Annotated in this window: 9 protein-coding genes; 3 read left to right on the forward strand and 6 right to left on the reverse strand. The window is 68.7% G+C overall.

Features of this window, described 5'->3' with window-relative positions:
* Positions 1-45: 45 nt before the first annotated feature.
* From ACZ7OU_RS02890 to ACZ7OU_RS02900, 3 genes are all read right to left on the reverse strand, one after another.
* The gene (locus ACZ7OU_RS02890) at positions 46-1,893 is read right to left on the reverse strand and encodes a hypothetical protein (RefSeq protein ID WP_470254036.1); all 1,848 of its coding nucleotides are present in this window, start codon (positions 1,891-1,893) and stop codon (positions 46-48) included.
* A gap of 269 nt (positions 1,894-2,162) precedes the next feature.
* The gene (locus tag ACZ7OU_RS02895; protein ID WP_470239533.1) at positions 2,163-2,804 is read right to left on the reverse strand and encodes a zinc ribbon domain-containing protein; all 642 of its coding nucleotides are present in this window, start codon (positions 2,802-2,804) and stop codon (positions 2,163-2,165) included.
* Positions 2,805-2,865: 61 nt separating this feature from the next.
* Complete coding sequence (locus ACZ7OU_RS02900; RefSeq protein WP_470254037.1) at positions 2,866-4,038, reverse strand: MFS transporter; 1,173 nt, start codon at positions 4,036-4,038, stop codon at positions 2,866-2,868.
* Between the two features lie 95 nt (positions 4,039-4,133).
* Between ACZ7OU_RS02900 and ACZ7OU_RS02905 the strand changes: the two genes are divergently transcribed.
* Positions 4,134-4,634 carry an Lrp/AsnC family transcriptional regulator gene (locus tag ACZ7OU_RS02905; RefSeq protein WP_470239535.1) on the forward strand — a complete coding sequence of 167 codons (501 nt, stop codon included), beginning with the start codon at positions 4,134-4,136 and terminating at the stop codon, positions 4,632-4,634.
* A 46-nt stretch (positions 4,635-4,680) separates the two neighbouring features.
* Positions 4,681-5,463 (forward strand): M15 family metallopeptidase, encoded by a 783-nt coding sequence (locus ACZ7OU_RS02910; RefSeq protein ID WP_470254038.1) that lies wholly within the window; start codon positions 4,681-4,683, stop codon positions 5,461-5,463.
* Positions 5,464-5,514: 51 nt separating this feature from the next.
* Here ACZ7OU_RS02910 and ACZ7OU_RS02915 read toward each other — a convergent pair whose 3' ends face one another.
* On the reverse strand, positions 5,515-6,942 hold the full coding sequence (locus ACZ7OU_RS02915; RefSeq protein ID WP_470254039.1) for a hypothetical protein: 1,428 nt from the start codon (positions 6,940-6,942) through the stop codon (positions 5,515-5,517).
* On the opposite strand from ACZ7OU_RS02915, the gene ACZ7OU_RS02920 reads away from it, so the two are divergent.
* Entirely contained in the window at positions 6,926-7,252 is a 327-nt protein-coding gene (locus ACZ7OU_RS02920; RefSeq protein WP_470239538.1) for a hypothetical protein, read from the forward strand. The genes ACZ7OU_RS02915 and ACZ7OU_RS02920 overlap by 17 nt on opposite strands.
* A gap of 147 nt (positions 7,253-7,399) precedes the next feature.
* Here the strand turns inward: ACZ7OU_RS02920 and ACZ7OU_RS02925 are convergent, their stop codons facing one another.
* Positions 7,400-11,311: a DNA-directed RNA polymerase subunit beta' gene (locus ACZ7OU_RS02925; RefSeq protein ID WP_470239539.1), complete on the reverse strand. Its 3,912-nt coding sequence runs from the start codon at positions 11,309-11,311 to the stop codon at positions 7,400-7,402.
* An 89-nt stretch (positions 11,312-11,400) separates the two neighbouring features.
* A complete protein-coding gene (rpoB, locus tag ACZ7OU_RS02930; protein WP_470254040.1) occupies positions 11,401-14,904 on the reverse strand; it encodes a DNA-directed RNA polymerase subunit beta in 3,504 nt (1,167 codons plus the stop codon).
* Positions 14,905-15,134: the final 230 nt, after the last annotated feature.

The following is a 15,134-nucleotide window of genomic DNA, read 5'->3' on the forward strand; positions in this document are numbered from 1 at the left end:
CGGGGAGGAGACGGGCGGGGCCGCGGGCGACCCCGCCCGCGTCGGCTACTTGATGTCCGCGTCCGCGACCACGAACAGCTCGGAGTGCGGCTTGGCGTTGCCGAAGTCCCCGTGCGGCCACGACTTGCGGTTGAAGTTGATGCCGACCTGGCCGGTGAACTCGTCCCGGAAGTCCGAGTCCACCGCGACCTTCCCGTCCGGGCCGAGGTTCAGCAGGTTGACCTTGTGGTCACCGTCCAAACCGGACCGCGCGACGAAGTAGTTCGACACCGCGAGGTGCTGCGGCGTCGTGGTTTCGCGGTAGAAACCGTCGCTGCCGAGCGCCCAGTTGTCGTAGGCGCCCCAGTGCGGGCCCGCGCCCGGCGTGCCGGGGTTGATCGGGGCCGCGCCGACGACGGTCGGCAGGTCGCCGCCCCCGCCCTGCTGCGCCTTCGCCTTGGTGTCGACCCGGCCCTGGATGTCCTCGATCCGGTCACCGGCGTTGACCAGCTTCTGGATGTCGAGGACGTAGACGCCGCCGGTGGTGCCGGGGTCGTCGGCCGAGAGGGTGCCCTTCTGCCGCCCGACGATCGCGCGGTAGAGGTACTTGTCGTCCGGGCTGGTCTGGATCCAGCCGCCGTTGGAGCTGGCGCCGTTCGAGTCGTTGTTCGCGTAGATCGACTTGTTGGCCGCGCCGTCGTCGAACACCTCGATCCAGTGCGGCTCGGCCGCGGTGATGTCCGGCGTGTAGAACACCGCGCCGCCCTGCATGGTCTGGGCGAACGCGCCCTTGTGGCCCGGCAAGTTGGTCACCGTGGTCTCCATGACCGCGCGGCTCTCGGCGTGCAGCGGGTCGGCGGGATCGGCGCGCGGGCCGTCCTGCAGGTACGACACCGACTTCAGCTTCGGGTGGTTGCGGTCGGCGATGTCCCAGGTCCGCACGGTCGGCCGGCGCAGGTACGGCGACGGCTGCTTCACCGGGTCGAGGATGATGTTGCGCGGCTCGGCGTAGTCGCTCGTGACGAGCGTGTTCAGGTCCTCGCGGGCCTGGATGCCGTGCGGGTTGGCGCACGTCGGCTTGCCCAGCTGCGGCAGGTTGTCGCAGAGCTTCTGGTTGTCGCCCTGCGGGGTCGCCGCCGGGGACTCGGACAGGACTTCGGCGTTCTTCCCGAAGTGGACGACTTCGCCGGGGCTGCCCGCGAAGCCGTTGCCGATCTGGGTGGAGCCGTCGGCGTACGAGTGCGGGCCGGGCACGACCGGGCCGCCCATGTACGTGCCGTACGCGGTGCCGTCCTTGAGCACCCAGTAGGCGTCGGGGACCGAGCCGCCGAGCGTGTTCGTCGGCAGGCTGACGCCCTTGAGCTTGAGCTGCGGCAACGCGCTGACGTCGAAGGCGTACGTCGCGGCGGCGAACAGCGCGCCGGCGTAGACGGTGTCGCCCTGGTGCCACACGTACTGCATGTGGTGCGGCTCGTTCTCGACCAGCGGGCCGACGGTGGCGGTGTTGACGACCTTGCCGTACGTCGGCGACCCCTGCGTCGCGTCGATCACGGCCAGGAAGTCCGGGCCGGGCAAGGCGTTCTTGATCTTGTTGAGCCCGCCGCCGAGCGTGCCCGGCAGGTTCTTGACGTCCTTGACGAGCGTGTCGGCGATGTTCTCGTCACCGGCCCAGACGAGCAGCCACTTCTTCGGCGTGCCGCTCTCCGCACGCGCGAGATCCTTCGACACCAGGTGGTTCTGCACCCAGTACTGCTTGCCGTCGGACGCGGTCTTCGTGTCGGTGACGGTCTGGACGTCGGCGTAGGCGCCGGTGGACGAGCCGGTGTACGTGACCGCGCCGGCCGCGAGGGCGAGTGCCGCGGCGCCGGTCACCACCCTTCGCCACCGGCCCGGACGCGACGGAGTTGATCGCATGGTTCTCCCTGTTCTTCACGGATGGAAACCGTGGGGACATTCGCGCCAAGCGGGCAAAGGGTCCAGCCGTGATCAAAGAATGAGAACTGCCACGAACGGGTTAATCTCCCACTGGTCGAGCCGACTTGACGAGGCTCACTAGGCCGAATGGGTGGGCATCGCGTCTAGACCAACCGGGCGTGTCACGGTTGGTCACAATGGCGCAGCCCCGGCGCCTGAACGCCGGGGCTGCTGGTTATCGATTCGTTATGAAGTGCCGGGAACTCCAGTCAGAGTTTGCCGCCGCAGTCCGAGCAGAACAGGGCGCCGGGCTTGTTGCCCTCGCTCCCGCAGCCGCCGCAGCGGACCTTGAGCGCCAGCGAAGTCCCGCACGACGAGCAGAACTTCCCGCCGTCGGCCTTCAGGCCACAGCCCGGGCAGGTGACCTTCGCCCGGGTGTCGAGGTCGAGATCGGACGTCCAGTCCTTGTCACGGGCCTTGTCCCAGATCTGGTCGCGCTGGGCCGACGCCTGCGCGCGCGAGATCTCCTCGGCGACGCTCGGCGAGCAGCGCAGGCACTGGCCGATCTCCTCGTTCCAGCACTGGTCGTGGCACATCCAGTCGCCGCAGCCGCGGCACTGGCGGAAGCTCGGGGTGATCTCCTTGACCGCGGCGGCCAGTGCGCGGTCCTTGGCCGGCGAGTTGGTCGCGCGGTCGTAGCGCCACTGGTCGGCCGAGTTGCTCAGGTCTCGCAGCGTCCCGCCGAAGAACGAGCCGACCGTGCGAAGCACACTTCGCCCGGTTTCCATGTTGTCGCGCGCGAAAGCGGACCGATAGCCGTTGCCGCAGCGCTCGCAGCGGAATTCGAACTGGTACCCCTGCGTGTTCGAGAGGTCCGAGAAGTTGTCCGTGAAGGGCACAGAGTCAGCCACGGCCCATCTTCGCCAGTGCACCGCGCACCCGGCGACGAGAGATTTGCCGACAACGACCCGGCTACCGGCCGTTACGAGGGACGAGCAGCACCAGCGGGAGCAGGGCCAGCACCCCGCCGACGACCACGACGAGCCCGTACCCGCCGCCGGCGAACAGCTGCCCGGAGCCCAGCCCGGCCAGCGCGGACGCCGACCACACGACGGCGTCGACGGTCCCCTGCACCCGGCTGCGCGTCTCCGGGGCGAAATCGCGGCTGAGCTGCGCGCTGCCGCCGACGAACACCAGGTTCCAGCCGTACCCCAGCAGGAACAACGCGACCGGCAGGCCGGACGTGTGCGCGGTCGGTGCCGCCAGCGCGGTCGCCGTCGACAGCGCCAGGACCCCGAGACCCGCGTTGATCGTGACGCCCGGGCCCCAGCGGTCGGCGATCCGGCCGGACAGCGGCGCCAGCGCGAACATGCCGAACAGGTGCGCGCTCAGCACCCAGCCGACGACGTCGAGACCGTGGCCGTGGTCCTCCAGCTGCAACGGCGTCATCGTCATCACCGCGACCATCGTGAGCTGCGCGGCGACCATCGCGACCAGCGGCCGCGCGACGCCGGTCGCGCGCACCGGCGCCGTCACCGGCTTTTCCCGCGGGGGCGGGACGTGCCGCGGCAGGAACGCGGCCGCCAGTGCCGCGCCCGCCGTGGCCAGCACCGCGACGGCGACCGGCCCGGACAGCGACGGCCAGCCGAAGCGCGTGGCGAGGTCGGCCGCCGGTGCCATCAGCGCCGGCCCGGCGAGTGCCCCGATCGTCCCGGCCCAGACGACGTTCGACAGCGCGCGGCCCCGGCGTTCCTCCGGGTACAGGTCCGCGGCCAGGTAGCGCGACAGCTGCGCGCCGCCGTTGCCGAGGCCGACCAGCAGGATGCCGAGCAGGAGCGGCACCAGTGAAGTCGTCAGCGCGCCGGCGAACGCGACCAGCGCACCGGCCGCGGCGACCCCGTACCCGGCGGCCAGCACGCGACGGCGGCCGTGGGCCGGCAGCAGCAGTCCCGCGCCGAGCGCGCCGGCGGCCGTGCCGAGCACGTTCGCGACGCTCGGTAGCCCGCTCCAGCCCGGTCCGCTGCCCGCGGCGACGATCAGCGTCGCCGCGGTGCTCAGCCCGACCGTGGCCGTGTTGAGCAGCGCGACGCCCGCGAACAGCGCGCCCATCGACCGGGTCCGGCCGGTCACCGTCGAAGTCCCCATGACCAGCAACTTTAGGAACTCCCGGCGATCTTTCGAAGGGCTGGACGACGGCAAATCCGTCGCCACGGCCGCTCTTCGGAAGGAAGATGGGGCCCATGACCTTCCGTTCGGAAAAGCCGCTGGACGACGTCGACTGGCGGCTGCTGGACCTGCTGCAGTCCGACGGGCGCCTGTCGTTCAAGGAGCTGGGCCGGCGGATCAACCTCTCGGCGCCGGCGGTGGCCGAGCGCGTGCGGCGGCTGGAGGAGACCGGGGTGATCACCGGCTACCGCGCGCAGGTCGACGCGCGGCGCGCGGGTCAGCCCCTGCAGGCGTTCGTCGAGATGCGCTGCGCGCTGAGCAGCTGCCTGCTGAAGACGTCGAAGTCCGAGGACTACCCGGAAGTCGTCGAGATCCACCGCCTGTCCGGCGACCACTGCACGATGCTCAAGATCCGGGCGGCCTCGCTCGAACACTTCGAGGGTCTGCTGGAGCGGCTCGGCAAGCACGGCGAGCTGCGGTCGTCGGTGGTGCTGTCGACGCAGTTCGAGGGACGGCCGGTGCAGCCGCCCACGGACGACTTCCTGCGCGCGACCACCTCCGAAGGGTGGTCCTGACCGGTTGGCGGCTGTTTGCCCGGCCTCCGGCTGATAAACGAGGGAGATGCCGATCTTCCGAGCGCTGGCCGTCACCCTCACCGCGGTGGCCGCCCTCGCCGTCCCCAGCACCGCCCAGGCCGCACCGCCGGCCGCGCCCGCCGAGTTCGTCGCGCTCTCCGACGTCGCCCCGTCGATCCTGCAGGACATCCGCTACGCCACCCCGCACAACTTCGTCGGGCAGCGCATCGACGGCTACCTCGAACCCACCTGCATCCTGACCCGGCAGGCCGCTTCGGGACTTCGCCAAGCGCAGGCGAAGTTGCTCAGGCAGGGCTACACGCTCAAGGTCTACGACTGCTACCGCCCGCAGCGCGCGGTCGACCACTTCGTGCGGTGGGCGAAGGACCTCGCCGACGAGAAGATGAAGGCGGAGTTCTACCCGAACGTCGCCAAGGACCGGCTGTTCGAGGACGGGTACATCGCCGAGAAGTCCGGGCACAGCCGCGGCAGCACGATGGACCTCACGGTCGTGAAGCTCCCGCCGCGGTTCCAGCGGCCGTACTTCCCCGGTGAGCCGCTCAAGCCGTGCTTCGCGCCGCGGAACCAGCGCTTCCCCGACAACATGGTCGACATGGGCACCGGCTACGACTGCTTCGACCCGCTCGCCCACACCGACAACCCGGCGATCACCGGTGTCGCGCGGCAGAACCGCGACCTGCTGCGCGGCACCATGATCGCCGCCGGCTTCCACAACCTGCCCGAGGAGTGGTGGCACTACACGCTCGACAACGAGCCGTTCCCGGACACCTACTTCGACTTCCCCGTGTCGCGGTGCAGCCTGCGCTGAAACGAAAGCGCCCCCGGTCCTTTGTGGACCGGGGGCGCTTCACGGTGTTCGTCAGGCCGCGTTCCGGCGCCGGCGCGAGCCGATCACCAGTCCACCGCCGAGACCCAAGGCCGCCAGTGCGAGCACGCCGAGCCCGAAGGCGTCGACGCCGGTGGAGGCGAGGCCACCGCCTGTGCTTTCACCGCCGCCGGAACCACCCGCCGCACCAGTGGTGGACGTCGGGGCACCGGGCGCGCAGTCCGCGGGGTTGACGGGCACGGTCGGCAAGGGTGCGTCACCCTCCTCGACGTCGATCCCGACCCGGCCGTCCTGGCCACCCCAGACGTCGATCGAGGTCGGGTTCTCGTACTTGACCTTCCAACCCGCCGGCGGCAGGAGGTAGAGCTGGTACGCGGGGCCGGGCGCCACGTCGTGGAATTCGAAGTGCCCCTTCGCATCGGTCGTCTGCTCGCCGGTGACCGGGCAGTGCTGGTCGGAGACGAGCACGACCTTGACCCCGGCCAGCCCCTCGCCCGGACCGTGGGTGACGTCACCGACGACGGAGCCCTTGGCGCCGGGCACCGCGGCGTGGTCGTCGGCCTCCGCGTGGTTCTCGATGTCGACCTCGTAGTACCCGAAGTCGCAGGCCGCGATGACGAGACCGCGGTTGAACGCGGCCTTCGGCACCGTGTCCGTGACATCGAAGGTGCGGGTCTCACCGGGGGCGATCGTCACCCCACGCGAATAGACCAGGTCACCCCAGCCGGGCCCGGTGCCCTGCAGGACGTAGTCGCTCCCGACCCGGTTGCACTCGGCCACGACGCCCCGCATCGGGACCGAGCCGGAGTTCGACAGCGTCACGGTGAGGTGCGCCAGGTCGCCGACCTGGTAGCTGTCCTGGGTGAAGGCCATCGACGCCTTGAGCGCACCGTTCAACGGCGGCGCCCCGCGGACCAGCAGGTCCTCCGAATCCGGCGTGATCCGAACGGTCTGCCACGGGATCAGCCACCCGTCGACGACCTCGCCGCCGAGGTAGTAGTCCCCGGCCGAGACGTCGAAGCCGAACTTCCCGGCGGCGTCGCTCGTGGCGGTGTAGGTGCCGCTGCCGTGGGCGTACCGCAAGGTGAGCTTGGCGCCGGCCAGCTGCTCACCGCTGTCGAACGACCCGTTGCCGTTCTTGTCCCCGTACACGGTCCCCGTCGCGCGACCGGACACCTTCGTCACCGGGACGCTGAAGCTGAACGACTGGCTGGCGCTGGAACCGGACCCGTCGAACAGGACCCCCCGCACGACCGCGGTGTGCTGGTCGAGGTCCCGGACCTTGCCGGAGACCTTCAGCTCGAAAGCCTCCTCGGGTTCGAGCGTCACGCCCGGCGCACTCGCGAGCGGACCCCAGCCGCCGTACGGCACGGCCAGGTCGGTCGGGTCGAGACTCTGCTGGTAGATCGTGAGGCCGGTCGCGCGGGTCGCGCCGTTCTTCAGCTTGAGCGTGAAGGTCACGTCTTCGTCGGTCCCGTATGAAGGCTTGTCGAAATCGACCGAGACCGCGACCTGCGCCCGCTCCGCCTTCGGTTCGACCACCGCCGGCTTGCTGTCCGGCGCCGGCTCGCTTTCCGGTGCCGTGGGCGTCGGCACGGCCGAGCTGCTCGACGGTGCCTCCGACGTCGCGACCGACGTCGGTGCCGGCTCATCTTCCGCGCCTGCCGGTGTGGCGAACACGCCGGTCAGCAAGGCCGCGGCGGCGAGCACGGCGAAAGAACGCGCGACAGATCTCGCGCTTCTGGATTTGTTCACGAACAGTCACCCCTGAATACCCGTTGGAAACGCGCAAAGCCCCCGAACCGCGTGAACCTCGTCAATCTAGCGGGGTGCGCAACCGTTTGGGGTGACGGTTGGGAAACGGGAAAGGCCCCCGCCGGAAACCCGGCGAGGGCCTTTCCCGTTGAGCGGGACTCGGTCAGCGGAAGTCGCGGCCGAAGTCGTAGTCGTCCAGCGGAACCGCGGCACCGGTACCCGTACCGAACACGTCCGGGGTGTAGTAACCGTCGTCGTAGGACGGGATCGCGTAAGCGGCGACCCGCGCCTCCTCGGTCGGCTGCACCTGGATGTTGCGGTACTTGTTGATGCCCGTACCGGCCGGGATCAGCTTACCGATGATCACGTTCTCCTTGAGGCCCACGAGCCGGTCCGAACGGCCGTTGATGGCCGCGTCGGTCAGCACTCGCGTGGTCTCCTGGAACGACGCCGCCGACAGCCACGAGTCCGTGGTGAGCGACGCCTTCGTGATGCCCATCAGCACCGGACGACCCGAAGCCGGCTCGCCGCCTTCGGACACCGTCGAGCGGTTGCGCGCCTCGAACTTGGTCCGCTCGGGCAGCTCGCCCGGCAGGAAGTCCGTGCCACCCGAGTCGATGACCGTCACGCGGCGCAGCATCTGCCGCACGATGACCTCGATGTGCTTGTCGTGGATCGACACACCCTGGGCCCGGTACACCTTCTGGACCTCGTCGGTGAGGTGCATCTGCGCCTCACGCGGGCCCATCACGCGCAGGACCTCGTGCGGGTCCGGGGTGCCCTCGAGCAGCTGCTGCCCGACGTTGACGTGGTCACCGTCGCCCAGCGGGCCGTTCGGGGTGTTCGCGAGCCGCTGACGCTTGGACAGCTTGTCGAAGACGATCTCTTCGCCGCCGTCGTCCGGGATCAGCGTGATCTTCCAGAACCGCTCGCTCTCCTCGATGCGCACGCGGCCATCGACGTCGGCGATCGGCGCCTTGCCCTTCGGGACACGGGCTTCGAAGAGCTCCTGCACACGGGGCAGACCGGTCGTGATGTCGTCACCGGCGACACCACCCTGGTGGAACGTACGCATCGTCAGCTGCGTACCCGGCTCACCGATCGACTGGGCCGCGACGATACCGACGGCCTCGCCGACGTCGACGAGCTGACCGGTCGCCATCGAGCGGCCGTAGCAGGTCGCGCAGATGCCGACGGCCGACTCGCAGGTCAGCACCGAGCGGACCTTGACCTTCGAGATGCCGCTGGAGAGCAGCTTGTCGAGGGCCGGGTCGCCGATGTCGTCGCCACCGTTCAGCACGACGTTGCCCTTGGCGTCCACCGCGTCCGTCGCGAGGTTCCGCGCGTACACGGAGGTCTCGACGTGCTGGTCGCGCAGGACCTTGCCGTCGCCGATGTCCTCGCCGATCGGCATCATGATGCCGCGGGTGGTGCCGCAGTCGATCTCGCGGACGATGACGTCCTGCGAGACGTCCACCAGACGACGGGTCAGGTAACCCGAGTCGGCGGTCCGCAGCGCCGTGTCCGCCAGGCCCTTCCGGGCACCGTGCGTCGCGATGAAGTACTCCGCCACCGACAGGCCTTCACGGAAGTTGGCCTTGATCGGGCGCGGGATGTACTCACCCTTCGGGTTCGACACCAGGCCACGCATGCCGGCCAGCGACCGGACCTGCGTCATGTTGCCCGCCGCGCCCGACTTCACGATCACCGCGATCGGGTTGTCGTCCGGCAGCGCCGTCTCCATGATCTTGTGGACCTCTTCGGTGGCCTGCGTCCACACCTTGACGAGCTCGTTGTTGCGCTCGGTGTGCGACAGCTGACCACGCTGGTAGCGCTTCTCCACCTGGGAGGCCTTGCCCTCGTACTCGTCGAGGATGGCGGCCTTGCCCACCGGGGTGAGCACGTCCGAGATGGCGATGGTGACACCCGAGCGGGTCGCCCAGTAGAAACCGGCGTCCTTCAGGCGGTCCAGGGTCTGCGCGACCTGGGTCATCGAGTACCGCTCGGCGAGGTCGTTCACGATCGCGGCCTGACGCTTCTTCGGCATCGGCTCGTTGATGAACGGGTAGTCCGCCGGCAGCAGCTCGTTGAACAGCACGCGGCCCAGGGTCGTCTCGGCCAGCCAGGTCTTGCCCGGCTCCCAGCCCTTCTCCGCGAGCGCCGCTTCGTCGGCCTTCGCCGGCTGACGGTCGGTGATGCGGATCTTGACCGGGGCGTGCAGGCCCAGTGCCTTGCGGTCGAAGGCCATGATGGCCTCGGCCGTCGACGAGTACGCGCCGCCCGCGCCCTCGGCCTTCTCGTTGAGGCGGGTCAGGTGGAACAGACCCGTCACCATGTCCAGTCGCGGCATGGCGAGCGGACGGCCCGACGCCGGCGAGAGGATGTTGTTCGCCGACAGCATCAGGATGCGGGCCTCGGCCTGCGCCTCCGCGGACAGCGGGAGGTGCACGGCCATCTGGTCACCGTCGAAGTCCGCGTTGAACGCCTCGCAGACCAGCGGGTGCAGCTGGATGGCCTTGCCTTCGACCAGCTGCGGCTCGAAGGCCTGGATGCCGAGGCGGTGCAGCGTCGGCGCGCGGTTCAGCATCACCGGGTGGCCGGTGATGACCTCTTCCAGCACGTCCCACACCTGCGGCCGCGAGCGCTCCACCATCCGCTTGGCGGACTTGATGTTCTGCGCGTGGTTCAGGTCGACCAGCCGCTTCATGACGAACGGCTTGAACAGCTCGAGCGCCATGTCCTTCGGCAGGCCGCACTGGTGCAGCTTCAGCTGCGGGCCGACGATGATGACCGAACGGCCCGAGTAGTCGACGCGCTTGCCGAGCAGGTTCTGGCGGAACCGGCCCTGCTTGCCCTTGAGGAGGTCGGACAGCGACTTCAGCGGCCGGTTGCCCGGGCCGGTGACCGGACGCCCGCGGCGGCCGTTGTCGAACAGCGCGTCGACGGCCTCCTGCAGCATCCGCTTCTCGTTGTTGACGATGATCTCGGGCGCGCCGAGGTCGATCAGCCGCTTGAGGCGGTTGTTGCGGTTGATCACGCGGCGGTACAGGTCGTTCAGGTCCGACGTCGCGAACCGGCCACCGTCGAGCTGCACCATCGGGCGCAGGTCCGGCGGGATGACCGGGACGGCGTCGAGCACCATGCCGCGCGGGTCGTTGCCGGTCGCCTGGAACGCGGCGACGACCTTGAGCCGCTTCAGCGCGCGGAGCTTCTTCTGCCCCTTGCCGTTGCGGATGGTGTCGCGCAGGTTGTCGGCCTCGGCGCTGACGTCGAACTCGGTGGCCAGCTTCTGGATGGCCTCCGCGCCCATGCCGCCGGTGAAGTACTCGCCGTAGCGGTCGACGAGCTCGCGGTAGAGCAGCTCGTCGGCGATCAGCTGGCGGGTGTCGAGCTTCGTGAAGGTCGTCCAGACCTCCTCGAGGCGGTCCAGCTCGCGACCGGCGCGGTCACGCAGCTGACGCATCTCGCGCTCGCCGCCTTCCTTGACCTTGCGGCGGACGTCGGACTTGGCGCCCTCCGCCTCCAGCTCGGCCAGGTCGGCTTCCAGCTTCTGCGCGCGGGTCTCGATGTCCGCGTCACGCTTGGTCTCGAGGTTCTTGCGCTCGACGCCGATCTCGTTCTCGAGGGTCGGCAGGTCGTTGTGGCGCAGCTCCGTGTTCACGCCCGTGATGACGTAAGCAGCGAAGTAGATGATCTTCTCGAGGTCCTTCGGCGCCAGGTCCAGCAGGTAGCCGAGGCGCGAGGGAACACCCTTGAAGTACCAGATGTGGGTGACCGGGGCGGCCAGCTCGATGTGGCCCATCCGCTCACGGCGCACCTTGGCGCGAGTCACCTCGACGCCGCAGCGCTCACAGATGATGCCCTTGAAGCGGACGCGCTTGTACTTGCCGCAGTAGCACTCCCAGTCCCGGGTCGGACCGAAGATCTTCTCGCAGAAGAGGCCGTCCTTCTCGGGCTTGAGCGTCCGGTAGTTGATGGTCTCCGGCTTCTTGACCTCGCCGAACGACCACTGACGGATGTCGTCGGCCGTGGCGAGACCAATGCGGAGCTCATCGAAAAAGTTGACGTCCAGCACGTCTAGATCCCCTTGGGGTTGTTTCGGCTAGAGAGGGGGTGGCGGGCGAGCCGGGGCCTGCGGGAGGCCGGCCCCGGCTCAGCTCGCGATCAGTGCACGACGTCGTCCACCGAGGGCGACTCGTTGCGGGACAGGTTGATGCCGAGGTTCGCCGCGGCGCGCTCGAGGTCCTCGTCGTCGGAGTCGCGCATCTCGATCGCCGCGCCGTCGCTGGAGAGCACCTCGACGTTGAGGCACAGCGACTGGAGCTCCTTGAGGAGCACCTTGAACGACTCCGGGATGCCCGGCTCGGGGATGTTCTCCCCCTTGACGATGGCCTCGTACACCTTGACGCGGCCGACCACGTCGTCCGACTTGATCGTCAGCAGCTCCTGCAGCGTGTAGGCAGCGCCGTACGCCTGCATCGCCCAGCACTCCATCTCACCGAAGCGCTGGCCACCGAACTGCGCCTTACCACCCAGCGGCTGCTGCGTGATCATCGAGTACGGGCCGGTGGAGCGGGCGTGGATCTTGTCGTCGACCAGGTGGTGGAGCTTCAGGATGTACATGTAGCCCACCGCGACCGGGTACGGGTACGGCTCGCCGGAGCGGCCGTCCAGCAGGGTCGCCTTGCCGTTCTCCTTGACCATGCGCTCGCCGTCGCGGTTCGGCTTGGTCGCCCCGAGCAGCCCGGTGAGCTCCTCTTCCTTCGCGCCGTCGAACACCGGGGTCGCGGTGTTCGTGCCGGGCGCGACGTCGTAGAGCTCCTCGGACAGGTTGGCCGCCCAGTCCGGGTTGCCCTCGATCGTCCAGCCCTGCGAGGCCAGCCAGCCCAGGTGCAGCTCGAGGATCTGGCCGATGTTCATCCGTCGCGGCACACCGTGCGTGTTCAGGATGATGTCGACCGGGGTGCCGTCCTCCATGAACGGCATGTCCTCGACCGGCAGGATCTTGCCGATGACGCCCTTGTTGCCGTGGCGGCCGGCGAGCTTGTCGCCCGGCTGGATCTTGCGCTTCTGGGCCACGTAGACGCGGACCAGCTCGTTGACGCCCGGGGGCAGCTCGTCGTCGTCCTCGCGCGAGAACACGCGGATGCCGATGACCTTGCCGGTCTCGCCGTGCGGCACCTTCAGCGAGGTGTCGCGGACTTCGCGGGCCTTCTCGCCGAAGATCGCGCGGAGCAGGCGCTCTTCCGGCGTCAGCTCGGTCTCGCCCTTCGGCGTGACCTTGCCGACCAGGATGTCGCCGTCGCGGACCTCGGCACCGATGCGGATGATGCCGCGCTCGTCGAGGTCGGCCAGGACCTCCTCGGAGACGTTCGGGATGTCCCGGGTGATCTCCTCGGCGCCCAGCTTCGTGTCGCGGGCGTCGATCTCGTGCTCCTCGATGTGGATCGACGTCAAGACGTCGTCCTGCACCAGGCGCTCCGAGAGGATGATCGCGTCCTCGTAGTTGTGGCCCTCCCACGGCATGACCGCGACGAGCAGGTTCTTGCCGAGCGCCATCTCACCGTTCTCGGTGGACGGGCCGTCGGCGATGACCTGACCCTGCTCGACCCGGTCGCCCTCGTTGACGATCGGGCGGTGGTTGAAGCAGGTGCCGTGGTTCGAGCGGCGGAACTTGTACAGTCCGTAGCTCTTCCGCGTGCCGTCGTCGTGCATGATCGTGATCAGGTCGGCCGAGAGCTCCTCGACGATGCCGGACTGCTCGGCGACGAGCACGTCACCGGCGTCGACCGCGGCGCGCAGCTCCACACCCGTGCCCACGTACGGGGCCTGGTTGCGCAGCAGCGGCACGGCCTGGCGCTGCATGTTCGCACCCATCAGGGCGCGGTTCGCGTCGTCGTGCTCGAGGAACGGGATCATCGCCGTCGCGACCGAGACCATCTGCCGCGGCGAGACGTCCATGTAGTCGATGTCGAGCGGGTCGATCAGCTCGACCTCGCCACCCTTGCGGCGGGCCATGACCCGGTCTTCGACGAAGGTGCCGTCGTCCGAGATCGGCGCGTTGGCCTGGGCCTTGACGTACCGGTCCTCTTCGTCCGCGGTCAGGTAGTCGACCTGGTCGGTGACCCGGCCCTCGACGACCTTGCGGTACGGCGTCTCGATGAAGCCGAACGGGTTGACCCGCGCGTAGGAGCAGAGCGAGCCGATCAGGCCGATGTTCGGGCCTTCCGGCGTCTCGATCGGGCACATCCGGCCGTAGTGCGACGGGTGGACGTCCCGGACCTCCATGCCGGCGCGCTCACGGGACAGACCACCCGGGCCGAGGGCCGACAGACGACGCTTGTGCGTCAGGCCCGACAGCGGGTTGTTCTGGTCCATGAACTGCGACAGCTGCGAGGTGCCGAAGAACTCCTTGATCGCCGCGCCGATCGGGCGGATGTTGATCAGAGTCTGCGGGGTGATCGCCTCGACGTCCTGCGTGGTCATGCGCTCACGCACGACGCGCTCGGTGCGCGACAGGCCGACCCGGATCTGGTTCTGGATCAGCTCGCCCACGGTGCGCAGGCGACGGTTGCCGAAGTGGTCGATGTCGTCGGTCTCGACCGGGATCTCGGTGCCGTTCGCGCCGGTGACCTTGTCCTCGCCGGCGTGCAGCCGGACCAGGTACTCGATGGTCGTGACGATGTCCTCTTCGGTCAGCGTCCCGGTGTCGTACGGGGTGTCGAGGCCCAGCTTCTTGTTGACCTTGTACCGGCCGACCTTGGCCAGGTCGTAGCGCTTCGCCTTGAAGAACAGGTTCTCCAGCAGGGTCTGCGCGCTCTCCTTGGTGGGCGGTTCGCCCGGGCGCAGCTTGCGGTAGATGTCGAGCAGCGCCTCGTCGGTACCGGCGGTGTGGTCCTTCTCGAGGGTGGCCAGCAGCGTCTCCGAGAAGGAGAAGCGCTCGCGGATCGCCTCGGTGGTCCAGCCCAGCGCCTTCAGCAGCACGGTGACCGGCTGGCGGCGCTTGCGGTCGATGCGGACGCCGACGGTGTCGCGCTTGTCGACGTCGAACTCGAGCCACGCGCCGCGGCTCGGGATCACGCGGACGCTGAAGACGTCCTTGTCGGTCGTCTTGTCGACGTCCTTCGAGTAGTAGACGCCCGGCGAGCGGACCAGCTGGGACACGACGACACGCTCGGTGCCGTTGATGATGAACGTGCCCTTGTCGGTCATGACCGGGAAGTCGCCGAGGAAGACCGTCTGGCTCTTGATCTCGCCCGTGTTGTTGTTGACGAACTCGGCCGTCACGAACAGCGGGGCGGCGTAGGTCATGTCCTTGTCCTTGCACTCCTCGATCGAGGCCTTGACCTCGTCGAAGCGCGGAGCGGAGAAGGACAGGGACATCGAACCGGAGAAGTCCTCGATCGGGGAGATCTCGTTCAGGACCTCTTCGAGGCCGCCGACCGGGTTTTCTTCACCTTCTTCGACACGGCGTTCGAACCACGCTTCGTCCCCGGTGAACCACTGGAACGACTGGATCTGGACGTCGAGCAGGTTGGGCGTGTTGAGCGGTTCGCGAATCTTTGCGAAGGAAACCCGCTTGGGCGCGCCGGGGATTCCCGTGGACTCCGAGCGAGATTCAGCCGAGGTGGTCGCAGCAGTGGCCTGGTTCGCGGGAGAGACTGCCAAGATGCGTCCTTCCGGGGACAATGAGCGGTGACGGCCGCCATAGCAACAGCTATCAGCGACTGTCAAGGGTGCCGTGTGCCCACTATCCTAACTACCGGCTCCGGGCAGCCTGAAAGAGGGCAGCGCAAAGAGGCAGTCTAGCCCGAACGGCGCGGTCTGTCCAGGGGGCGCTCCCGATGGGGCCCAGCCTGCCTCGCGACGTCTTCAGGTATGCCTCCAGGCGAGCCGGT

Source organism: Amycolatopsis sp. NPDC114505, assembly GCF_055633615.1.